The organism is Methylobacterium ajmalii (assembly GCF_036448855.1).
GTDB classification, from domain to species: domain Bacteria; phylum Pseudomonadota; class Alphaproteobacteria; order Rhizobiales; family Beijerinckiaceae; genus Methylobacterium; species Methylobacterium ajmalii.
Map to the genome: position 1 here is coordinate 15,055 of NZ_JAZFXT010000006.1, position 22,481 is coordinate 37,535.

At 72.4% G+C, this 22,481-nt stretch carries 17 protein-coding genes; 13 read left to right on the plus strand and 4 right to left on the minus strand.

Going from position 1 to position 22,481, the window contains the following annotated elements; genetic code table 11:
* Positions 1 to 139: 139 nt before the first annotated feature.
* The 5 genes from V3T34_RS01740 (at position 140) to V3T34_RS01760 (ending at position 6,686) form a co-directional block, all read left to right on the plus strand.
* Positions 140 to 3,613, plus strand: coding sequence for a helicase-related protein (locus V3T34_RS01740; RefSeq protein WP_305076973.1), 3,474 nt, complete (start codon positions 140 to 142; stop codon positions 3,611 to 3,613).
* Between the two features lie 20 nt (positions 3,614 to 3,633).
* A complete protein-coding gene (locus V3T34_RS01745) occupies positions 3,634 to 3,948 on the plus strand; it encodes an RNA-binding S4 domain-containing protein (RefSeq protein WP_060848842.1) in 315 nt (104 codons plus the stop codon).
* Between the two features lie 158 nt (positions 3,949 to 4,106).
* Positions 4,107 to 4,445: a ferredoxin FdxA gene (gene fdxA / locus V3T34_RS01750; RefSeq protein WP_060848843.1), complete on the plus strand. Its 339-nt coding sequence runs from the start codon at positions 4,107 to 4,109 to the stop codon at positions 4,443 to 4,445.
* 433 nt (positions 4,446 to 4,878) lie between these two features.
* A complete protein-coding gene (locus V3T34_RS01755; RefSeq protein WP_060848844.1) occupies positions 4,879 to 5,466 on the plus strand; it encodes a CarD family transcriptional regulator in 588 nt (195 codons plus the stop codon).
* 341 nt (positions 5,467 to 5,807) lie between these two features.
* The gene (locus V3T34_RS01760; RefSeq protein ID WP_060848845.1) at positions 5,808 to 6,686 is read left to right on the plus strand and encodes an RNA polymerase factor sigma-32; all 879 of its coding nucleotides are present in this window, start codon (positions 5,808 to 5,810) and stop codon (positions 6,684 to 6,686) included.
* Positions 6,687 to 6,812: 126 nt separating this feature from the next.
* Here the strand turns inward: V3T34_RS01760 and V3T34_RS01765 are convergent, their stop codons facing one another.
* Together V3T34_RS01765 and V3T34_RS01770 are read right to left on the minus strand one after the other, a co-directional pair.
* Positions 6,813 to 7,499 carry a 4'-phosphopantetheinyl transferase family protein gene (locus V3T34_RS01765; protein WP_305076974.1) on the minus strand — a complete coding sequence of 229 codons (687 nt, stop codon included), beginning with the start codon at positions 7,497 to 7,499 and terminating at the stop codon, positions 6,813 to 6,815.
* 61 nt (positions 7,500 to 7,560) lie between these two features.
* Complete coding sequence (locus V3T34_RS01770) at positions 7,561 to 8,523, minus strand: LysR family transcriptional regulator (RefSeq protein WP_305076975.1); 963 nt, start codon at positions 8,521 to 8,523, stop codon at positions 7,561 to 7,563.
* Positions 8,524 to 8,848: 325 nt separating this feature from the next.
* Here V3T34_RS01770 and argJ point away from each other — a divergent pair, with 325 nt between their 5' ends.
* The 3 genes from argJ to V3T34_RS01785 are packed head-to-tail and all read left to right on the plus strand — an operon-like array spanning position 8,849 to position 11,255.
* Positions 8,849 to 10,090: a bifunctional glutamate N-acetyltransferase/amino-acid acetyltransferase ArgJ gene (gene argJ / locus V3T34_RS01775; RefSeq protein ID WP_305076976.1), complete on the plus strand. Its 1,242-nt coding sequence runs from the start codon at positions 8,849 to 8,851 to the stop codon at positions 10,088 to 10,090.
* The gene (locus V3T34_RS01780; RefSeq protein WP_305076977.1) at positions 10,087 to 10,794 is read left to right on the plus strand and encodes an SIMPL domain-containing protein; all 708 of its coding nucleotides are present in this window, start codon (positions 10,087 to 10,089) and stop codon (positions 10,792 to 10,794) included. The genes argJ and V3T34_RS01780 overlap by 4 nt, the downstream gene beginning before the upstream one ends.
* Before the next feature lie 44 nt (positions 10,795 to 10,838).
* Positions 10,839 to 11,255, plus strand: coding sequence for a (deoxy)nucleoside triphosphate pyrophosphohydrolase (locus tag V3T34_RS01785; protein ID WP_091754020.1), 417 nt, complete (start codon positions 10,839 to 10,841; stop codon positions 11,253 to 11,255).
* 257 nt (positions 11,256 to 11,512) lie between these two features.
* On the opposite strand, the gene V3T34_RS01790 is transcribed toward V3T34_RS01785, so the two are convergent.
* Both V3T34_RS01790 and V3T34_RS01795 read right to left on the minus strand, forming a co-directional pair.
* Positions 11,513 to 12,184: a DUF2155 domain-containing protein gene (locus tag V3T34_RS01790; RefSeq protein WP_060848850.1), complete on the minus strand. Its 672-nt coding sequence runs from the start codon at positions 12,182 to 12,184 to the stop codon at positions 11,513 to 11,515.
* Between the two features lie 138 nt (positions 12,185 to 12,322).
* Entirely contained in the window at positions 12,323 to 12,739 is a 417-nt protein-coding gene (locus V3T34_RS01795; protein ID WP_082742672.1) for an NADH:ubiquinone oxidoreductase subunit NDUFA12, read from the minus strand.
* A gap of 517 nt (positions 12,740 to 13,256) precedes the next feature.
* Here V3T34_RS01795 and V3T34_RS01800 point away from each other — a divergent pair.
* From V3T34_RS01800 to V3T34_RS01820, 5 genes are all read left to right on the plus strand, one after another.
* The gene (locus V3T34_RS01800; protein WP_305076978.1) at positions 13,257 to 16,991 is read left to right on the plus strand and encodes a vitamin B12-dependent ribonucleotide reductase; all 3,735 of its coding nucleotides are present in this window, start codon (positions 13,257 to 13,259) and stop codon (positions 16,989 to 16,991) included.
* Positions 16,992 to 17,104: 113 nt separating this feature from the next.
* Positions 17,105 to 18,676 carry a HAMP domain-containing sensor histidine kinase gene (locus V3T34_RS01805; RefSeq protein WP_331369089.1) on the plus strand — a complete coding sequence of 524 codons (1,572 nt, stop codon included), beginning with the start codon at positions 17,105 to 17,107 and terminating at the stop codon, positions 18,674 to 18,676.
* Entirely contained in the window at positions 18,673 to 20,064 is a 1,392-nt protein-coding gene (locus V3T34_RS01810; protein WP_305076979.1) for a sigma-54-dependent transcriptional regulator, read from the plus strand. Before V3T34_RS01805 ends, V3T34_RS01810 begins: the two co-directional genes overlap by 4 nt.
* Positions 20,065 to 20,174: 110 nt before the next feature.
* Positions 20,175 to 20,996, plus strand: coding sequence for a hypothetical protein (locus V3T34_RS01815; RefSeq protein ID WP_305076980.1), 822 nt, complete (start codon positions 20,175 to 20,177; stop codon positions 20,994 to 20,996).
* Positions 20,997 to 21,147: 151 nt separating this feature from the next.
* Positions 21,148 to 22,476 carry an MFS transporter gene (locus V3T34_RS01820; protein ID WP_060848854.1) on the plus strand — a complete coding sequence of 443 codons (1,329 nt, stop codon included), beginning with the start codon at positions 21,148 to 21,150 and terminating at the stop codon, positions 22,474 to 22,476.
* Positions 22,477 to 22,481 lie beyond the last annotated feature (5 nt).

Below are 22,481 nucleotides of genomic sequence, written 5' to 3' on the forward strand. Positions count from 1 at the left end.
CGCGATCCTCGGCGCCGTGAAGCCCGACACGACGCGGCGGCCGCGCCGGAGCCCTTCGTCAGGGCCGCCGGAGGGCCTCTCGCCAGGTCCCCGGAGAACCCGGTTCCGCCCCCGGCCCCGAGGACTTCAGCCCCGCCCGATGACGCGCCGCTCCCTCTCTCCGCAGGCCCGCTTGCGCGGCGCCACGGCGGTGCTCGGTCCGACCAATACCGGCAAGACCCACCTCGCCATCGAGCGGATGCTCGGCCATCCGACCGGCATGATCGGCCTGCCGCTGCGGCTGCTCGCCCGCGAGGTCTATCACCGCGTCGTCGAGCGGGTCGGCCCCGAGCGGGTCGCCCTCGTCACCGGCGAGGAGAAGATCAAGCCGAACCGGCCGAGCTACTGGATCTGCACCGCCGAGGCGATGCCGCGGGACAACGAGGTCGATTTCGTCGGCATCGACGAGATCCAGCTCGGGGCCGACCGCGACCGCGGCCACACCTTCACCGACCGCCTGCTGCACCAGCGCGGGCGCGAGGAGACGTTGCTGATCGGCTCGGCCACGATGGAGCCGCTGGTCAAGTCGCTGATCCCGGGCATCCACGTCACGACGCGCCCCCGCCTGTCGCAGCTGAGCTTTGCCGGCAGCCGCAAGCTCTCGCGCCTGCCCCACCGCAGCGCCATCGTCGCCTTCTCGGCCGAGGAGGTTTACGCCATCGCCGAGTTGCTGCGGCGCCAGCGCGGCGGCGCCGCGGTGGTGCTCGGCGCGCTTTCGCCGCGCACCCGCAACGCCCAGGTCGAGCTCTACCAGTCCGGCGAGGTCGATTATCTCGTGGCGACCGACGCGGTCGGGATGGGGCTCAACCTCGACGTCGACCACGTCGCCTTCGCGTCGAACCGCAAGTACGACGGCACGCGCTTTCGCGACCTCTCCCCGTCCGAGATGGCGCAGATCGCCGGCCGCGCCGGGCGCCACCTGCGCGACGGCACCTTCGGCACCACCGGACGCTGCCCGCCCCTCGACGCCGAGATGGTCGAGGCGCTGGAGAGCCACACCTTCGAGCCGTTGCGGATGCTGCAATGGCGCAACCCCGACCTCGATTTCCGCTCGGTCGACGCGCTGCGCCGCAGCCTCGGCGAGCATCCGAGCGAGCGCGGGCTCACCCGCGCGCCGACCGGCGACGACGAGGCCGCCCTCGACCTCCTCGCCAAGGAGGACGACATCCGCGACTACGCCACGTCGCGCAGCGCGGTCGAGCGGCTGTGGCAGGTCTGCGGCGTGCCGGACTACCGCAAGTCTGCGATCCAGACCCACGCCGACCTCATCGCCCAGCTCTTCCGCTTCCTGATGCGGGGCATGGCCGGGCGCATCCCGGTCGACTGGTTTTCGCAGCACGTCGCCATGGTCGACCGCACCGACGGGGACATCGACGCCCTGTCGCAGCGCATCGCCCACGTGCGCACCTGGACCTTCGTGGCGAACCGACCCGACTGGCTCGCCGACCCGGAGCATTGGCAGGGCGAGACGCGTCGGGTAGAGGACAGGCTGTCCGACGCCCTGCACGAGCGGCTGGCGAGTCGATTCGTCGATCGGCGCACCAGCGTGCTGATGCGGCGCCTGAGAGAGAATACCATGTTGGAAGCTGAGATCACCGCGGGCGGCGACGTGACGGTCGAGGGACAGCACGTCGGCCACCTGCACGGATTCCAGTTCGTGCCGGATCCCGGTGCCGAAGGCCAGGAAGCCAAGACCCTGCGCAGCGCGGCCGAGAAGGCGCTGGCGAGCGAGATCGAGGCGCGGGCCGACCGGTTCGCCGCCGCGGCGGACGCGGCGCTGGTGCTCTCGAACGACGGCACGATCCGCTGGACCGGAAACCCGGTCGCCAAGCTGGTCCCGGGCGAGAAGCTCTACGCCCCCGGCCTGCGCCTGCTCGCCGACGAGCAGCTCACGGGTGCCGCCCGCGAGAAGGTCGAGGGCCGCCTCGAGGCCTGGCTGAAGGCCCATATCGTGCGCCTGCTCGGCCCGGCGCTGGAACTCGAGACCGCCGCCGACGTGACCGGGCTCGCCCGCGGCATCGGCTTCCAGGTCGCGGAGGCGCTCGGCGTGCTGGAGCGCGCCAAGGTCCTCAACGAGATGCGCAGCCTCGACCAGGACGGTCGCGGGGCCCTGCGCAAGCACGGCGTGCGCTTCGGCGCCTACCACATCACCATGCCGGCGCTGCTCAAGCCCGCGCCGCGCACGCTGGCGGCGCAGCTCTGGGCGCTGCAGAACGGCGGCCTCGACCAGCGCGGCCTCGACGAGATCGCGCATCTCGCGGGCTCCGGCCGCACCTCGATGCCGGTCGATCCCGAGATCGCCAAGGGCCTCTACCGCGCGGCCGGCTTCCGGGTCTGCGGCGGCCGGGCGGTGCGCGTCGACATCCTGGAGCGCCTGGCCGACCTGATCCGCCCGGCCATCGCCTACGTGCCCGGCACCACCCCGGGCGCGCCGCCTCCGGGCGCGGCCGACAAGGACGGCTTCGTGCCGACCGTCGGCATGACCTCGCTGGTCGGCTGCTCGGGCGAGGACTTCGCCTCGATCCTGAAGTCGCTCGGCTACGTCGTCGACCGCCGGCCCGGCCCGGCCATCACGGTCGCCCTGCGCCCGTCCGCCCCGACGGTGCCGGTGCAGCCCAGGACTGCTGGGGAGACCGCCGCGACCGCGACCGACGGCGAAGCCGGCGAGACGGCTCAGGACCCCGCCGCGCAGGAAGATGCCCCTCAGGAAACCGGGGCTCAGGAAACCTCCACTCAGGACGCTGTCCCCCAGGACGGTTCCGACCACGGCAACCCGGCCCCCGAGGCCGTGACCGCCGGTGCGCCGGCCGACGAGGCACCGGCCGAGGCGTCGATGGAGGACGCTCCCGTCGAGGCGGCCGCCGCCGAGGAGCCCGCTCCGACGGCGGAAGCGGTGGGCGACGAGGCTGCGGTCGCGACGAGCGAGCCCGAGACGGCCGAGGCCACCGAGGGCGCCTCCGACGAGGGCCGGTCCGAGCCGGTCGCGGCTGCCGGGGCCGAGGCGGGTGCCGAGGACGCCGCTGCTGCGGATGCCCCCGCCGAGCCGGCCGAGCCGATCGTCATCGAGGTGTGGCGGATGCACCGCCACCAGCGCAACCACGCGCCGCGTCACCAGGGCCGCGGCCGTCCCCAGGACGGCCAGGGCCCGCGCGAGGGCCAGCAGCGCGACCGCTCCCGCGGCTTCCCGCGCCCGGACCAGCGTCCGGAAGGCGGCGAGGGTGCGCCGGCCGAGCAGCGGGCCAACCGCTCCGGCCCGCGCGAGGGGCAGCGCTGGGGCGACCGGCGACCGGCGGAGAACCGCCCCGCCGGCGAGGGTCGGCCCGAGGGCCGCTTCGAGGGCCGCGGCGGCGAGAACCGCGGCAACCGCGACGGGCGGCCCCCGCGCGGGCCGCATCCGGGCGGTCGCGAGGGCGGTCGTCCTCCGCAGGACCGCCGCGACGGCGCCCCCCGCGGCGGCGGCATGCACGAGGCCCGGCCGCCGCGGCGCGACCGCGCCCCGGACCCGGATTCGCCCTTCGCCAAGCTCCTGGCCCTCAAGGCCCAGATGGAATCGCGGGACGGCGACAAGCGATGACCGAAGCGCGGTGACCGGCGATGCGTGAGGACCGTCAGCGGCTCGACAAGTGGCTGTGGTTCGCACGCTTCGCCAAGACCCGCTCCCTCGCCGCGCGCCTGGTCGAGGACGGCTACGTGAGGGTGAACGGCCATCGGGCCGACGCCCCCGCGAAGGCGCTGGCGGTCGGCGACGTGGTCACCGTCGCGGCCCAGCACGTCACGGCGGCGGTGCGGGTGCGCGATCTCGGGATGCGCCGGGGTCCGGCTCCCGAGGCCCGGCTGCTCTACGCCGATCTCGCCGCGGATCCCTCGGCCGATCCGGCGGACGGTGCTCCCGGCGACGCGGCCGGCTGAGGCCGCGAAAGCGTGACGCGAAGGCGACGCCGGGCGGCAACGCGACGTCCACCGCCACGGTTCGGCTTGCAAGCCCGCCCGCCCGGGTCTAAGGCCCGCCCCATACGTCCGGGCGCCGCGCACGAGCGCCCTCACCTGCGTCGAGGTTTCAGCGGCCCATGACCTACGTCGTCACCGACAACTGCATCAAGTGCAAGTACATGGACTGCGTGGAGGTGTGTCCGGTCGACTGCTTCTACGAGGGCGAGAACATGCTCGTCATCCACCCGGACGAGTGCATCGATTGCGGCGTGTGCGAGCCCGAGTGCCCGGCCGAGGCGATCAAGCCCGACACCGAGCCGGGCCTGGAGAGCTGGCTGAAGCTGAACGCCGACATGGCCAAGGGCTGGCCGAACATCACCCAGAAGAAGCCCGCCCCGGCCGACGCCAAGGAGTGGGACGGCAAGACCGGCAAGTTCGAGGCGCATTTCTCGACCAATCCGGGCTCGGGCGACTGAGGCCTGCCGACGGGGGCCGCCGGCCGGGGAAGACGACCTCTTCCCTGCCCGCATGGCGGCCCTGCGATCGCCCCGCCAAGCTGGTGAAAGATGGTGCAAGGTGCCCGCGTCTCCACGCCGGGCGCCTGAATTTTTTTGATTTTAGGGCCTCTTCGTGCTAGCTTCCTGCTTGCCGTCGCTTGCGTCCGACGTGCTGCCCTCGACCACCGAGCGGGATTTCATCGATGGGGCGACGGGGCATGCGACCAGCCGTGGTGGATCCTATCCCGCCTGCGGCGCGTTCGGACGTTCCTTAGCTATGGTTTGACAGGGACTGACGGGCATCTCTTCGGGGACGTCCGGCAGGCGCGTATTTTTCGCCGGGCGCCCTGACCCGGATGAACGATCCGGTCGCGGACATTGCCGCGAACGGTGACCTGGAGGCCACCCCCGCATGACGACCGCCAAGAAGACGACAGCTGCCCGGCAGGGTTTCAAGACCGGCGAAGCGGTCGTGTATCCGGCTCACGGCGTCGGCCGCATCACGGCCATCGAGGAGCAGGAGATCGCCGGCTACAAGCTCGAGCTGTTCGTGGTGTCGTTCGAGAAGGACAAGATGGTCCTGCGGGTCCCGACCGCCAAGGCGAACTCGGTCGGCATGCGCAAGCTCGCCGAGCCCGAGCTGGTCAAGAAGGCGCTCGACGTGCTCACCGGCCGCGCCCGGGTGAAGCGCACGATGTGGTCGCGCCGGGCCCAGGAATACGAGGCGAAGATCAATTCCGGCGACCTGATCGCCGTCACCGAGGTGGTGCGCGACCTGTTCCGCTCCGACGCCCAGCCCGAGCAGTCCTACTCCGAGCGTCAGCTCTACGAGGCGGCCCTCGACCGGGTGGTGCGCGAGATCGCGGCGGTGAACCGCATCACCGACACCGAGTCGCTCAAGCTCATCGAGCAGAGCCTCGCCAAGTCGCCCCGCCGTGCCAAGGGCGCCGAGGCCGAGGCCGACGGCGAGGACGTCCAGGACGAGGCCGAGGCCGCCTGAGGCCGCTCTCCCCCATAACGGATGAACGAAAGCCCGGCCCAGCGCCGGGCTTTCTCGTTTTCGGGGATCCGGTACGCCTCCCGGCCGCTCTCGTGCGGACATCCCTGCCTCGAAGACCCGCAGACCGCCCGCTTCCACCCGCCCGACCGCTTCGTCTCCCCAAGCCTGCCCGATCCCCACGCCCACGACGAAATCGCGCCCTCGCGGGATTTTTTCGCAATGCGGGAACCGATGACCGGCTCGTGCCGTTGTCGCAGGCCTTGCGGTGCAACGGGCGCGCTCCATGCCGCGTCTCGACGTCATCGCGACACACAGCGCTCACCAACGTGGCGGAGGCGGGGATGGCGGAAATCGCAGGCATACGTCGGCAGTTCGTGCGGGTCGCGATGGACGCCCCCTTCCTGGAGCGGGAAGAGGAGCGCGGCCTCGCCGTCCGGTGGAAGGACGATCGCGACGAGCAGGCGTTGCACCGGCTGATCTCCGCTCACATGCGTCTCGTCATCGCCCTCGCGGGCCGGTTCCGCCATTACGGCCTGCCGATGGCCGACCTCGTCCAGGAAGGCCATGTCGGCCTGATGGAGGCGGCGGCCCGGTTCGAGCCGGAGCGGGAGGTGCGGTTCTCGACCTACGCGACGTGGTGGATCCGCGCCTCGATCCAGGACTACATCCTGCGCAACTGGTCGATCGTCCGCGGCGGCACTTCCTCGGCCCAGAAGGCCCTGTTCTTCAACCTCCGGCGCCTGCGTGCCAGGCTGATGCAGTCGACCGACGAGCGCGTCGGCGACGAGATCCACCGCCGCATCGCCACCGCCATTGGCGTCTCCCGCGAGGACGTGGCGCTGATGGATGCCCGCCTGTCGGGCCCCGACATGTCCCTCAACGCCCCGATCGGCGACGATGGCGACGCCTCGGCCGAGCGGGTCGACTTCCTGGTCGACAACGCCCCCCTCCCTGACGAGACCGTCTCCGACGCCGTCGACGGCGAGCGCCGCCTGACCTGGCTGCGCCAAGCCCTGACCGTCCTGTCGGAGCGCGAGCTGCGCATCCTGCACGAGCGGCGCCTCGCCGAGGACCAGGCGACCCTGGAAGCCCTCGGCCACCGCCTCGGCATCTCCAAGGAGCGCGTTCGCCAGATCGAGAACCGCGCCCTCGAGAAGCTGCGCCGGGCCCTGGCCGAGCGGTTCCCACAGTCGAATGCCGGGATGAGCGCCTACGTCTGAGCGTCGATCGGTCTGACCGATCGCACCGACATCCTTCCTCGTCCTGTCGCGCCGCGGGCCCGGCAGGACAGGGGAGGATGTTTTCGTTTTCCGTGCGGGTCGCTACGGGTTCTGTTGGCGGCCCCGCTATACCGCCACGACGACCGCGACCTCCCGTTCCCCCTCCACCGCCCAGGCGAGCCGTGCCCCGTCGGACAGGAGCCGCGAGCCGGCCCGCAACGACAGTCCGGCCCGGGCGAGGCGCCAGGCCGACCCGTCGGCGATGGGACGGACCGAGCGCGGTTCTGCGATCAGACCTTCGCCGGTCGCCTTCAGGAACGCCTCCTTCACCGACCAGAGCTCGAGCGCGTGACGCGCCCGCGCGCCCGTCGGCAAGCCGCGATAGGCGTCGAGTTCCGCCGGGTGCAGGAAGACCGGTGCGATCCCGTCCCAGTCCACCGGCCGGACGGATCCCTCGACGTCGACGCCGATCCGGCCCGCGGCGGACAGCCCGACCGCGACCCAGCCGCCGCCGTGGCTGAGATTCAGGTCGAGGGCGGGACGATCGGGCAGGAAGGGCCGGCCGTTGCCGTCTCGCGCCAGAACGATCGTTTCGGGATCACGGCCGAGATGCCCGCCGAGCAGATGGCGCAGGAGCCCGTGGGCCGCCTTGCGCTCTTGCCGGTCCTGGGGCCGCAGGAAGCGGGCGATGCGGGCGGCCTCGTCCGGCGGCAGGGCGCGGCGATCCGGCGGCAGATCGGCCGCCACACATCCGGCGGGCGCCGCCGCCACCAGCGTGCCGCCGACATACGCGAGGGTCGAAAGGTCCTGCACGCCTGCTACCCCGCCGCGGGCCGTCCGCACGGCGTGCTAAAGCACGGGCGTACGGCCCGCGTCACGCCTCCTGCAGATCGTAGAGGGCGGCGAGCTCGGCGTCGTCCAGTGTGATGCCGCGGGGCGCCAGCTGCTCGGCGAAGTGGCGCGACGCGAAGGCGATGAAGCTGCGCGTCTTGGCCGGCAGGAGCCGGGAGGTGGTGACGATGCAGACCGGGCTCGGCGCGCCGCACCAGTCCGGCAGCACCCGCTCGAGGCGCTCCTCCGCCACGTCCTGCTCGACGTCGATCACCCGCAGGAGGGCGATGCCGCGTCCCGAGGCGGCGAAGCGCCGGGCCATCGTCTGGCTGTTGCTGGACACGGTGGCACCGACGGAGACCGACGCCGTCCGGTCGCCGGACTGGAGCGGCCAGGCGTTCGAGGCCGCCGGCGCCCCGACCACCACCGCCTGGTGGCGCGCGAGGTCGGAGGGATCGTCCGGCCGCCCAGCCCGGTCGAGGTAGACCGGGGCGGCGAACAGGCCGTTCTCGAGTTCCGCCACCTTGCGGGTGATCAGCGAGGTCTCCCGCGGCACCCCGACGGCGAGCGCCAGGTCGTAACCCTCCTGGGCGAGGTCGACGAGGTGGGGCCAGAGGTCGAGATGCACCCGCACCTGGGCGAAGCGCTGCGAGTACTCCGCCGCGACCGTCGAGAGGTGGTGCATCACCCAGGGGTCGGGCGGCGCGGCGATCTTGAGCAGGCCGCTCGGGCCCTTGGCCTGCGCGATCAGTTCGTCGAAGGTGCGCTGCGCCTCCTCCACCAGGCGGATCGCCTGCGCGTAATAGGCCTCGCCGTGCGGCGTCAGGACGAGCTTGCGGGTGGTCCGGTCGAGCAGGCGCAGGCCGATCGCGGTTTCGAACTGGGTGATGCGCCGCGAGAGGGAGGAGATCGGCACGTCGAGCGCGGCGGCGGCCTGGCTGAAGCTCTTCCGCTTCGCGACCTCGACGAAGAGCGCCATGTCGCGGAGGACTTGCGGGTGGGCCAAACGGAAACCTCCGGGCATCGGGTGGCGACGCGCCTTGGCGCATCCCGACCTCATCCTCTAGATGATATGCTGCAACTCTAGATAAGGAAACTCCGGGCGGACGTAAGGTTCGTTTTTCCATGCGTCGGCGGCGTTTCGCCTCGACGCGCGAGGGGGAGCCGGCGGAGCCGCGAGGATGAGCCGGCAACGCAACTCCGGCCTGCACAACCTTGCCTACAACCGTATTCTCGCATCAGGGCCGGGCCCGGTTGACGCAGGGCACCTCGGCGGGGCAACACCGCCGCGCCGGCGCGGACGACGCGGCGTCGGCGGACCGGAGCCTCGCATGTCCCATCCCGTCTCGCCGCTCGCGCCCAAGCATCAGCCCGAGCTGCCGCCGATCGCCGGCGTGCGCCTGGCCACCGCGCAGGCCGGCATCCGCTACCGCGGCCGCACCGACGTGCTGCTGGTGCTGCTCGATCCGGGCACCCGGGCCGCCGGCGTCTTCACCCGTTCGAAATGCCCCTCGGCCGCGGTCGACTGGTGCCGCGAGACCCTGGGCGGCGGCCAGTCGGCCCGGGCGCTGGTGGTCAATTCCGGCAACGCCAACGCCTTCACGGGCCTCAAGGGCCGCGAATCCGTGCGGCTCACCGCCGAGATCGCCGGCAAGGCCGCGGGCTGCGCCCCCGGCGAGGTGTTCATCGCCTCGACCGGCGTGATCGGCGAACCCCTCGACGCCACCAAGTTCGACGGCGTGCTGGCCGAGTGCGCCGGCCGCACCGGGCCGGGCGCCGAGCGCTGGACCGAGGCGGCCAGCGCGATCATGACCACCGACACCTTCCCGAAGCTCGCCACCCGCACGGTGTCGATCGGGGGGACCGCGGTGACGATCAACGGGATCGCCAAGGGCGCCGGCATGATCGCCCCCGACATGGCGACGATGCTGTCCTTCGTGTTCACCGATGCCGACCTGCCGGCCCCGGTGCTGCAGGCGCTCCTGACCAAGGGCGTCGCCACGAGCTTCAACTGCTGCACGGTCGACGGCGACACCTCGACCTCCGACACCCTGATGCTGTTCGCGACCGCCAAGGCCGGCAACGCCCCGGTCGCCTCGGCCGACGACCCGGCGCTGGGCGAGTTCGCCGCGGTGCTCGACGACCTCCTCGCCGAGCTCGCGCAGCTGGTGGCCCGCGACGGCGAGGGCGCGCGCAAGTTCGTCACCGTCGAGGTGGGGGGCGCCACCGACGACGCCTCCGCCCACCGGATCGCGATGTCGATCGCCAACTCGCCGCTGGTGAAGACCGCGGTGGCGGGCGAGGACGCCAATTGGGGCCGGGTGGTGATGGCGGTCGGCAAGGCCGGCGAGCCCGCCGACCGCGACCGCCTGGCGATATGGTTCGGCGACGTGCGCGTGGCCGTCGAGGGGGCCCGCGATCCCGGCTACGACGAGGAGGCGGCCTCCGCGGCGATGCAGGGCGACGCGGTGACGATCCGGGTCGATCTCGGCCTCGGTGCCGGCAAGGCCCGGGTCTGGACCTGCGATCTCACCAAGGCCTACGTCGAGATCAACGGGGATTACCGCTCGTGAGGGCGGCCGCCGGGCTCCTCGCGCTCCTCCTCGCCGGGCCCGCCCTCGCCGAGGAGGCTCCGGCCCGGATCGGCGTCGTCGGGCGGGCGAGCCGCGAGGTGGCGCCGGACTTCGCCACCGTCGAGGTCGCGGTCGAGAGCCGGGGGGCGACGCCCGCCGCCGCCCTCGACCAGAACTCGACCGCCGCCCGCAAGGTAGTGGAACTCGCCGGCGAGTTCGGCATCACCGGGCCGGACCTCGCCACCGCGGCGGTCTCCCTGCGCCCCGCCACCAAGACGGTGCGCGACCCCGGCGGCCAGATGCGGGACGCCCCCGACGGCTTCCAGGCCACCAACGCGGTCAGCGTCCGGGTGCGCGACCTCAAGCGCCTGGGCGCCCTGATGCGGCGCCTCATCGACGGCGGCGCCGACCGGATCGGCGGCGTGGCGTTCGGCCTGTCGGATCCCGGCCAGGCCGAGAATACCGTGCGGGCCGACGCGGTGCGGGACGCCAAGCGCCAGGCCGAGACCCTGGCCGAGGCGGCGGGCCTGCGCCTCGGCCGCCTCGAGAGCCTGGTCTCGCCGCCCCGCCAGGGTGGGGCGATGCCAATGCAGGCCCGCGCCTTCGCGGCCAAGGGCATGCCGGGCGGCCTCGCGGTGCCGGTCGAGCCCGGGACCCTGACGGTCGAGGCGAGCGTCGAGGCCACCTACGCGGTCGCGCCCTGACGGGGCGCGATCCTTACCGACGTCCCTCCTCGCGCGAGCCCGCCATGGCCGATCCGTTGAAGCTCCTCCTCGTCGTGGCGGTCGCCCTCGTCGATCCCGACGGGCGCGTGCTGCTGGCCCAGCGCCCGCCGGGCAAGACCCTGGCAGGGCTGTGGGAGTTTCCCGGCGGCAAGATCGAGCCCGGCGAGCGGCCGGAGGAGACGCTGATCCGGGAGCTGGCGGAAGAGCTCGGCATCACCGTGAAGGAGGCGTGCCTCGCCCCCCTCACCTTCGCCAGCCACGCCTACGAGAGCTTCCATCTGCTGATGCCGCTCTACGTCTGCCGGCGCTGGGAGGGGTTTGCCCAGCCGCGGGAGGGGCAGGCGCTCAAATGGGTGCGGCCGCGCGACCTCGCGAGCTACCCGATGCCCCCGGCCGACCTGCCGCTGCTGCCGGCGATCGTGGATCTGCTCGGGCCGTAGGATTAGAGGCGTCGCAGCCTGCCTCGTTCAGCGGGACAGGGCTGACATTCCTTTGATTATTGGAGTACCGCGAAGGCAGAGCCCGGAACCGCAGAGTGCCGAGGACACTACCGCCAGCGTACAGATTGGCTACCTCGCTGCCGCGTATCTTGATCCCGGGCTCCGCTTCGCGGCTCCGGACTGACGGCGAGCGTGTTTCTACCATCGGCCGCGATCGCGAACGTCAGAGCGGCTGCCCGGCTCGAATCGGCCGATCCTCAGCGCGGGTTCGGATCCATCGGGTCGCCACCGCCCGGCCGCGGGCCGTCGTTGGTCGGGAAGAAGCGTCGCGACGGCGTCTGGCGCGGCTGGACCGGCGTGCCGCGCAGCGGCTCGACGTCGACCTGGCCCTGGCGGTTGACCTGGCGGGCGCGAGGCGCCTCGTCGCCGCCGCGGGCCTGCTCGCGGCGCTTGCGGCCCTCGGGCTTGGCGGCGGCCACCGGCGCGTCCTCCTGCTCCTTCGGCTCGGCGATGAGGTCGGTGCCGCCTTTGCAGTCGACCAGCCACACGTCGTAGATCGGGTGCTCGATCGCGTGCAGGCCCGGGCTCGAGGCGAACATCCAGCCGGTGAAGATGCGGCGGTACTTGTTCTCGAGCGTGACCTCGTCGACCTCCAGGAAGGCGGTGGTCTTGGCGCTCTCGGTCGGGGGCCGGGTGTAGCAGACCCGCGGGGTGAGCTGCAGCGCGCCGAACTGCACCGTCTCGTCCACAGCCACCTCGAAGGAGACGGTGCGGCCGGTGATCTTGTCGAGGCCGGCGAACACCGCGGTCGGGTTGCGGATCTTGTCGGCCCGGGCCGGCCCGGAGGACAGCGCGCCGCCCAGGACGGCAGCACCCAGAACGACACCGCGGAGGAGCGGGAAGGCGCTCGCGGCGCGGCGTGCGGTCATGCGGCTCAAAACCCAATCGCTCCCGGCTGGAAGTTCGGCGGCCCCTGGCGCGGCCTCCGGCACCCGGGATGACCGGGCGCGCGGGCTCGGTCGGCCCACCCGCGATAGACACAAGGAGGATGGTGGAAAAAGGGCGGTCTACTCGCCCGGGACCCACGGCACGTAGTCGCCGGTCGCCGCCGGCCGCTGGCCGTAGGAGAGCTGCGAGCCCCGCGGACGGTAGGCCGCGACCGTGCCGGTGAGGTTCTCCTCGTGCGGCTTCTGCCACTCGCGCGGGACGTAGGTCTCCTCGGAGGGCGGCACGTCGGTGGCGTGGCAGAGCCAGCCGCGCCAGCCGGGCGGCACCTTCGAGGCGTCGGCGTAGCCGTTGTAGATCACCCAGCGGCGCTCGGAGCCGACCGAGGCGTCGATCAGGGGCCCCTGCGCCCGGTAGTAGCGGTTGCCGAGCTCGTCCTCGCCCACGAAGCTGCCGCGGCGCTTGGTGTAGAACTCCAGGCTGACGGTCGAGCCGCTCCACCAGGTGAAGATCCGAAGCAGGGTGTCTTTCAGCGCCATCGCGACCGTCTCTCTCGCGGGGAGCCCCCGGGAATGGGAGGTCCGGCCCCCCGTCGTCGCGCGGGACTATGGTGAGATGCCCCCCGGATGTCCAGCGCGTCCCGCGCCGCAACACGATTCCCCGCGCGGCGGCGGCCGACCCGGTCGTGGTGCCGAAAGTGACCGAAAATCCCCACCCGCCTGTGAACAAGTCAAGCTCCGGACGCGGCGCGGCCTGTGGGCGGCGGGGGACGGAGCGCGATTCTCCCAAGCCGGAAGCGCGCTTAGCCGGGGGCACGGCGCTATCCACAGGAATCCGCCCTTCGACACAACATATAGCGAGGAACGGAGTCGGCTGACACAAGTTATTGACGGGAAGCCACCGAGATCGGTAGTTTCCAGACGACAGGACGGGCGGCTCCCCGAGAGGCGCCGAGGCTCGTCCGCCGAATCTTTCGCGCCCCGCCCTTCCCTTGAAACCGGCGGACCCCGCATGCGTGCGGGCGGTCCCCGGCTGTTCGTGACCGGAGAGTATCCCATGCGGTTCGAGCGTCGCATCACCACCGCGGGGCAGTCGCCCTACGCCAGCATCCCGTTCCGCAAGGCGGTGAGCGAGATCCGCAACCCGGACGGCTCGGTGGTCTTCCGCCTCGACGGGATCGACGTGCCGGAGGCCTGGAGCCAGGTCGCCTGCGACGTGCTGGCCCAGAAGTACTTCCGCAAGGCCGGCGTGCCGGCGGCCCTGAAGAAGGTCGAGGAGAACGGCGTTCCCTCGTTCCTGTGGCGCTCGGTGCCCGACGAGGCGGCCCTCGCCGCCCTGCCCGAGGGCGAGCGGACCGGCTCCGAGACCTCGGCGACGCAGGTCTTCGATCGCCTGGCCGGCTGCTGGACCTACTGGGGCTGGAAGGGCGGCTACTTCACCAGCGAGGAGGACGCGAGCGCGTTCCACGACGAGCTGCGCGCGATGCTCGCCCGCCAGATGGTGGCGCCGAACTCGCCGCAATGGTTCAACACCGGCCTGCACTGGGCCTACGGCATCGACGGCCCGGCGCAGGGCCACTTCTACGTCGACTACAAGACCGGCGAGCTGACCCAGTCGGCCTCGGCCTACGAGCACCCGCAGCCCCACGCCTGCTTCATCCAGTCCGTCGCCGACGACCTCGTCAACGACGGCGGCATCATGGACCTGTGGGTGCGCGAGGCCCGCCTGTTCAAGTACGGCTCGGGCACCGGTTCGAACTTCTCGCGCCTGCGCGGCGAGAACGAGAAGCTCGGCGGCGGCGGCAAGTCGTCGGGCCTGATGAGCTTCCTCAAGATCGGCGACCGGGCGGCGGGCGCGATCAAGTCCGGCGGCACCACGCGGCGCGCCGCCAAGATGGTGATCGTCGACATCGATCACCCGGACGTCGAGGCCTTCATCGACTGGAAGGTCAAGGAGGAGCAGAAGGTCGCCGCCCTCGTCACCGGCTCCAAGGTGGTGTCCAAGCACCTCAAGGCGGTGATGAAGGCCTGCGTCAACTGCGAGGCCGCGGGCGACGCCTGCTTCGACCCCGACCGCAACCCGGCGCTCAAGCGCGAGGTCAAGGCCGCCCGCAAGGTGATGGTGCCGGATGCCGCGATCAAGCGGGTGATCCAGTACGCCCGCCAGGGTTACACCGACATCTCGTTCCCGATCTACGACACCGACTGGGATTCCGAGGCCTACCTGACGGTCGCCGGCCAGAACTCGAACAACTCGGTCTCGCTGACCGACGACTTCCTGCGCGCGGTCGATGTGGATGCCGACTGGTCGCTGACCCACCGCACCACCGGCAAGGTGGCGAAGACCGTGAAGGCGACCGAGCTGTGGGACAAGATCGCGGAGGCCGCCTGGGCCTCGGCCGATCCGGGCCTGCACTTCAACACGACGATGAACGACTGGCACACCTGCCCGTCGGGCGGGCGGATCCGGGCCTCGAACCCGTGCTCCGAGTACATGTTCCTCGACGACACCGCCTGCAACCTCGCCTCGGCGAACCTGCTGGCGCTCTACGACCGGGGCGCCAAGAGCTTCGACGTCGAGGGCTACGAGCACCTGTGCCGGCTCTGGACCGTGGTCCTCGAGATCTCGGTGCTGATGGCGCAGTTCCCGAGCCGCGAGATCGCCGACCTCTCCTACAAGTACCGGACGCTGGGCCTCGGCTACGCCAATATCGGCGGCCTCCTGATGACCATGGGCCTGTCCTACGATTCCCGTGAGGGCCGGGCGATTGCCGGCGCGCTCACCGCCATCATGACCGGCGTGTCCTACGCCACCTCGGCCGAGATGGCGCGCGAGCTCGGGCCGTTCCCGGCCTACGAGGAGAACGCCGACGCGATGCTGCGGGTGATCCGCAACCATCGCCGGGCCGCCCACGGCGAAACCGAGGGCTACGAGTTCCTCAACACCAACCCCGTCCCGCTCGATCACGCCGGCTGCCCGCAGGGCGAGCTGGTGGAGCGCGCGAAGGCGGCCTGGGACCGGGCGCTGCAGCTCGGCGAGGAGCACGGCTACCGCAACGCCCAATCCACGGTGATCGCGCCGACCGGCACGATCGGCCTCGTGATGGATTGCGACACGACTGGCATCGAGCCCGACTTCGCGCTGGTGAAGTTCAAGAAGCTGGCCGGCGGCGGCTACTTCAAGATCATCAACCGGGCGGTACCGGACGCGCTGCGCACGCTCGGCTACCGCGAGGCCGAGATCGCCGAGATCGAAGCCTATGCCGTCGGCCACGGCTCGCTCGGCCAAGCCCCGGCGATCAACCCGGGTAGCTTGCGCGCCAAGGGCTTCACCGACGAGAAGATCGCGGCGGTGGAGGCGGGCTTGAAGTCGGCCTTCGACATCAAGTTCGTGTTCAACCGCTGGACCCTGGGCGAGGACTTCCTGACCCAGACCCTCGGCGTGCCGGCCGACAAGCTCGCCGACCCGTCCTTCGACCTGCTCGCGTTCCTCGGCTTCGGCCGCAAGGACATCGAGGCCGCCAACGTCCATGTCTGCGGGGCGATGACGCTTGAGGGCGCGCCGCACCTCAAGCCGGAGCATTACGCGGTCTTCGACTGCGCCAATCCGTGCGGCCGGATCGGCAAGCGCTACCTCTCGGTCGAGAGCCACATCCGCATGATGGCGGCGGCGCAGCCCTTCATCTCGGGGGCGATCTCCAAGACCATCAACATGCCGAACGACGCCACGGTCGAGGATTGCAAGAACGCCTACCGGCTGTCCTGGACCCTGGCGCTGAAGGCCAACGCCCTCTACCGCGACGGCTCGAAGCTGTCGCAGCCCCTCAACTCCGCCCTCGTCAGCGACGAGTCGGACGACGAGGAGGATGCGGTCGAGGCCCTGCTGGCGCAGCCGGCGGTGGCCAAGACCGTGGCGGTGACCGAGAAGATCGTCGAGCGGATCGTCGAGCGCGTCGAGCGCCTGCGCTCCCAGGAGAAGCTGCCGAGCCGCCGCAAGGGCTACACCCAGAAGGCCAAGATCGGCGGCCACACCATCTTCCTGCGCACCGGCGAGTACGACGACGGGCGCCTGGGTGAGATCTTCCTCGACATGAACAAGGAGGGCTCGGCGCTCCGGGCCTTCATCAACAACTTCGCCATCTCGGTCTCGCTCGGCCTGCAATACGGCGTGCCGCTGGAGGAGTACGTCGACGCCTTCACCTTCACCCGCTTCGAGCCGGCCGGCTTCGTCCAGGGCAACGACGCGATCAAGAACGCCACCTCGGTGCTCGACTACGTCTTCCGCGAGCTGGCGATCTCGTATCTCGGCCGCAACGACCTCGCCCATGTCGACCTCTCGGAGCTCGGCAACACGGCGACGGGCGTCGCTCCGGCCAAGCCCAGCGCGTCCGACGCGACGGTGGCCACCAACGTCTCCCGCGGCCTGCTGCGGGGGTCGGGCGACCGGCTGACCCTGATCCACGGCGGTCCCGCCGGCGCCACCCCGGGCGTCGCCGCGCCGGTGACCGGCCAGTCGGCCCCGGCCGGCGGCACCGTCCACGCGGTGCGGGGGGCGGTGGCGCTCAAGACCGAGCCGAGCCTCGCCGGCAAGGTCGAGGCGCTGGCGGAGGCCCTGCCCTTCGCCAAGCCCGAGGCGGTGCCGGCCGGCCGCAGCGTCTCCGACCGCCGCGCCGAGGCGAAGATGAAGGGCTATGTCGGCGAGGCCTGCCCGGAATGCGCCAACTTCACGCTGGTGCGGAACGGGACCTGCCTGAAGTGCGACACCTGCGGTTCGACGACCGGCTGCAGCTGAGACCGGCTCGCGCCGGAGGATCGGGTCCCGGCGCAGGCCGGATCCGTCCCCCGGTGGCGGACGACCCGATATGAGGGCATGAACGGGCCACATTCTCCGGGATGCGGCCCGTCGTGCGTGCGACGGGGCCGGATTCGATCCTCGCCATGCCCGCCCGCCTCCACTCCCTCCGCACCCACCTCCTCACTCTCTGGGCCCTGCTCCTCGCCTCGGCAGGCGCCACCGGCTATCTGCTGACCGAGTTCTACGCCCAGTCGGCCGCCGTGCAGGTGGCGCAGGCCGAGGTCGAGGTGGCGCGCTCCTGCCGCGAGATCGGCGACCGGTTCGCGTTCTTCACCGCCGGCTGGAGCGGCGGGGCCACCGAGATCGACGACACCCTGAAGGGGCAGCTCACCGACGTGGTGGTGACGGCGCTCGCCGGCCATCCGGGGGTGGAAGGCGGCATCTGGACAGCAGGCGCCGGCTCGGCCGCCTACGCCTTCCCGACCTACGAGGGCACCGGGCCGAAGACCGACCTGCCCTCGGCCGAGATCGACACGATCCGGCGCATCAACGCCGAGACCCTGGGCGGCGAACGGCCGGTGGCGACGCGGCGGATCTCCCGCACCCAGACCCTGGTGTTGCAGGGCTGCCCCCTGCGCGGCCCGATCCACGGGGCGACGGCCTGGACGATGACGCGGGTCCATACCGACGCGGGCCGGGCCTACGGCCAGCTCCTCGCCGGGTTCGGCTTCCTCGCCGCGACGGTGCTGGGCTCGGCGCTGATCCTCGGGCGGTTGCTCTGGGTGCTGGGGCGGCGGATCGCCCGGCTCGAGGGCCAGCTCGGCCGCGAGACCCCGGAGGGCGACCTGCCCCGCCTGGCGCCGACGGGCCTGCGCGAGCTCGACCGGCTGGTCGAGGCGCTGAACGCCGCGGGCCTGCGCCTCGGCACGGCCCGCCAGCGCGCCGCGGAAGCCGAGCGCCTCGCCGCGCTGGGACAGCTCACCGCCGGCATCGCCCACGAGATCCGCAATCCCCTGGCGGCGATCCGGCTCAAGGCCGAGAACGCGCTGGCGAGCCCCGACCCGGCCCGGCCCCGGGCCGCCCTCGATCTCGTGCTGGCGCAGGTCGCCCGGCTCGACCGGCTGACCCGCGACCTCCTCAGCCTGACCCAGCCGCGCACGCCGGTCCTCGCGCCCGTCGACCTCGCGGCGGTGCTGGAGGAGAGCGCGCACCTCCACGACGACCTCGCCCGCGAGCGGGGCGTGCGGATCGTGGTCGCGGAGGTGCCGGAGCGGCGCGTCCGCCTCGACGAGGCGCAAGTTCGGCGCGCCCTCGACAACCTCGTCCTCAACGCCCTCCAGCACAGCCCGCCGGGCGGCACGGTGAGGCTGTCGGCCCATCTCGGGAACGGCCGGGTGCGCATCCGCGTCGCCGACCGGGGACCGGGCGTCGCGGCGGCCCTGCGCGAGCGGCTGTTCGATCCCTTCGTCACCGGCCGGCCGGACGGGACCGGCCTCGGCCTGGCGATCGTGCGCGAGATCGCCCGCGCCCATGGTGGACGGGTGCACCTCGCCGCCCCACCTCCCGCAAGCCCGTCCCCCGACGCGCCGGATCCCGGCGCGACCTTCGAGATCGACCTGCCCCTCGTCGATCAGCCCGCAATCGATCCGCCAGACACGGATCCGCCCGAGACCGCCCCGTGACGGACAGCCGCCCCGCCCGCATCCTGATCGTCGACGACGAGCCGGCCCTGCGCGAAGGGCTGGCCGAGACGGTGAGCGATCTCGGCCATGTCCCGATCCTCGCTGCTTCGGGGGCCGAGGCGCTGGCGCGGGTCGCGGACGATCCGGCCATCGCCGCGGTGCTCCTCGACCTGCGGATGCCGGGCGCGCTCGACGGGATGGCGGTGCTCCAGCGCCTACGGGCGCAGGCCGTCGCGCCCCCGGTCGCGGTGCTGACCGCCTATGCCAGCGCCGAGAACACCATCGAGGCGATGCGGCTCGGCGCCTACGACCACCTGACGAAGCCGGTCGGCCGGGCCGAGCTGGCCGACCTCCTCGGCGGCATGCTGGCCCGCCCGGCGCGTCCGATCGAGCCGCCCGCCCCGGCGGCGGCGCCGGGCCTGATCGGCACCAGCGAGGCGATGCGGCGGGTGCAGAAGGCGGTCGGCCTCGCCGCCGACAGCGACACCACCGTGCTGCTGCAGGGCGAGACCGGCACCGGCAAGGAGGTCGCCGCGCGGGCGCTGCACGCCCATGGCCGCCGGAGCACCGGCCCGTTCGTGCCGGTCAACTGCGCGGCGATACCCGCCGACCTCCTGGAGAGCGAGCTGTTCGGGCACCTGCGCGGCGCCTTCACGGGGGCGACCCAGGACCGCGCCGGCGCGTTCCGGGAGGCGTCGGGCGGCACGCTGTTCCTCGACGAGATCGGCGACATGCCCCCTGCCATGCAGGCCAAGATCCTGCGGGCGCTCCAGGAGCGGGTGGTCACGCCGGTCGGCGGCCGGGCCGTCCCGGTGGCCGTGCGGGTGGTGGCGGCGACCCATCGCGACCTGCCGCGCCTCGTCGCCGAGGGCGGCTTTCGCCAGGACCTGTTCTACCGCCTGAACGTCGTGCCGATCGCCCTGCCGCCCCTGCGCGAGCGCCTGGCCGACATCCTGCCGCTCGCCGAGCACTTCCTCGCCCTCGCCGGCGCCGGGACGACCCGCCTGTCGCCGGAGGCCGCCGCCGCGCTGATGCGCCACCCCTGGCCCGGCAACGTGCGCGAGCTGCGCAACGTGATCGAGCGCGCGGCCCTGCTGGCGCGCGGCCCGGTGATCGGGGCCGGCGATCTCGGCCTCGGCGGATCGGTGCCGGAAGACATCGAGGCGGCCCTGCCGGCCTGGCTCGGCGACGATCTGCCGACCGCCGTGGCGCGGCTCGAGGAGGCGATGATCAGCCGGGCCCTGCGGGCGAGCGGCGGCAACCGCGCCCGGGCCGCGAAGGCGCTCGGCATCCAGCGCCAGCTCCTCTACGCCAAGATCGAGCGGCACGGCCTCGGGCGCGAGGCGTCCGAAAACCCGACGGAGGGTGTCGGGATTCCCGACGCCTGAGCCGTCGCGCACCGCGTTTCGTCGAGATCTTTCAAAGACTTACCGTCTGGCACGGAAATTGGGATGTCGCGGTCGAGCCGGCCGTCCGCCGGCGCGAACGAGCGACAGCCATGACGACAGGCGCACCCGCGCTCCGCCTCCGGGCGGCCGGCCTCGCGGCCCTGCTCCTCGCCGCCGGTCCGGCCGCGGCGCAGGACAACTCGGTCTGGGATCCCGGCACCCTGCCGGAGACGAAGGGGACGGTGAAGCAGTACACGCTCACCCCCCGGGGCGAGGTCGACGGGCTGATCCTCGCCGACGGCACCGAGGTGAAGCTGCCGCCGCGCCTGTCGGGCGCCGTGGTGTTCACGGTCCGGCCGGGCGACGCGGTGTCGGTGCGGGGCATGCGCGCCCGGGCGCTGCCCCTGGTCGACGGCGCCCAGATCCGCAACGAGGCCACCGGCGCGACCCTCGTCACCCTCGGGGGCCCGGAGCCGGCCGCCGCCGAGACGGTCGTGAGCGGGCGCATCGCGGCCCTGCTGCACGGGCGCCGGGGCGAGGTGAACGGTGCGATCCTCGACGACGGCACCACCCTGCGGCTGCCGCCGCACGAGGCGGCGCGCCTCTCGAGCGTCCTGCAGGCCGGCCAGCCGGTCAGCCTGCGCGGCGCGGTGACGAAGAGCCCGCTCGGGGCGGTGGTCGAGGTCCGCGCGCTCGGCGCGAGCCCGGACAGCCTCTGGGAGGTCGGCGGCCCCCCGCCCCGTCCGCCGGGCCCTCGCGGCGAGCCCCGCCCGCCCGGCGGCCCCGACGCGCCGCCGCCGCCGCCCCCGCCGCCCGGTGGGCCCGGCGCGGCTCCTCCGCCTCCGCCGCCTCCCGGAGGTCCCGGTGCGGCTCCGCCACCTCCGCCCCCCGGCGGCCCGGGCGCTCCGCCCCCGGCACCGCGCCGGTTCTGATCCCGGCCGTCCGGGGACGGCCCGCCTGAAGACGACCTGCGCGGCGCGGACGTCCCGCGCAGGTGCTTAATCCCGATGGCATCGCAACTTTTCGCGATCCCGCCGGTTCTCGGCTCCGGATAGGCCCGTCCTTCCTCAGGGAGACATCACGGTGAGCACGGCACAATCCCTCCCTGCCTCTGGGTCCGGCGCGCCCGACCGACAGCCGTCGCGGCGGGCATTGCGGGGGCTCGACGCGCTCAACTTCACCCTGGCGGACGTGCGCGACGGCCTCGGTCCCTACCTCGCCATCTACCTCATTGCCGTGCGCGGCCCGGACCAAGGCTGGAACGAGGCGACCACCGGCATGATCATGACGATCGCCGGCATCGCCGGCCTGATCGCCCAGACGCCGGCCGGCGCGCTCATCGACCGTTCTCGGCACAAGCGCACCATCGTCATCGCGGCGGCGCTCGCCGTGACCCTGAGCTGCCTGGCGCTGCCCTTCATCTCGAACTTCTACGCAGTGGCCGCCACCCAGTCGCTCGCCGGCATCGCCGGGGCGATCTTTCCGCCGGCGCTCGCCGCCATCACCCTCGGGGTGGTGGGGCCCAAGCTCTTCGCCAAGCGCATCGGCCGCAACGAGGGCTTCAACCACGCCGGCAACGCCGTCTCGGCGGCGCTCGCCGGGGGGCTGGCCTACCTGTTCGGCCCGATCGTGGTCTTCTGGCTGATGGGCGTGCTCGCCGCGCTCTCGATCGGCGCGATGCTGATGGTGCCGGAGGACGCGATCGACAACGACCTCGCCCGCGGCCTCGACAGCGCCGAGGACCAGTCGGGCGGCGAGCAGCCCTCCGGCCTGACCGCGCTCCTCCAGAACAAGTACCTGATGCTGTTCGCGCTTCTGGCCGCGATCTTCCACCTCTCGAACGCCGCGATGCTGACCTCGGTCGGCCAACTCCTCACCCACCTGTCGGGCAAGGAGAACGCCACCTCGCTGATCGCGATCTGCATCGTGGCGGCGCAGTGCGTGATGGTGCCGGTGGCGATGTTCGTCGGGCACAAGGCCGACGCGATCGGCCGGAAGCCCATCTTCCTCGCCGCCTTCGGGGTGCTGGCGCTGCGCGGTGTGCTCTACACCTTCTCGAACAACCCGTTCTACCTCGTGGCGGTGCAGCTCCTCGACGGCATCGGCGCCGGCGTCTACGGCGCGCTCTTTCCGATCGTGGTGGCCGACCTGACCCGCGGCACCGGGCGGTTCAACGTCAGCCAGGGCGCGGTCGCGACCGCCCAGGGCCTCGGCGCCTCGTTGAGCGCGACCCTCGCCGGGCTCATCATCGTCTCGGCCGGCTACTCGACGGCCTTCCTGACGCTCGCCGGCATCGCGGGCCTGGGCTTCGCCCTCTACCTGCTGGTGATGCCCGAGACCCGGGGCTTCGAGCCGGCCCAGGCCGGCACGCCCTCCGGACCGAACCGTCGGCCCGCCCTTCTGGGGGTCTGAGCCCG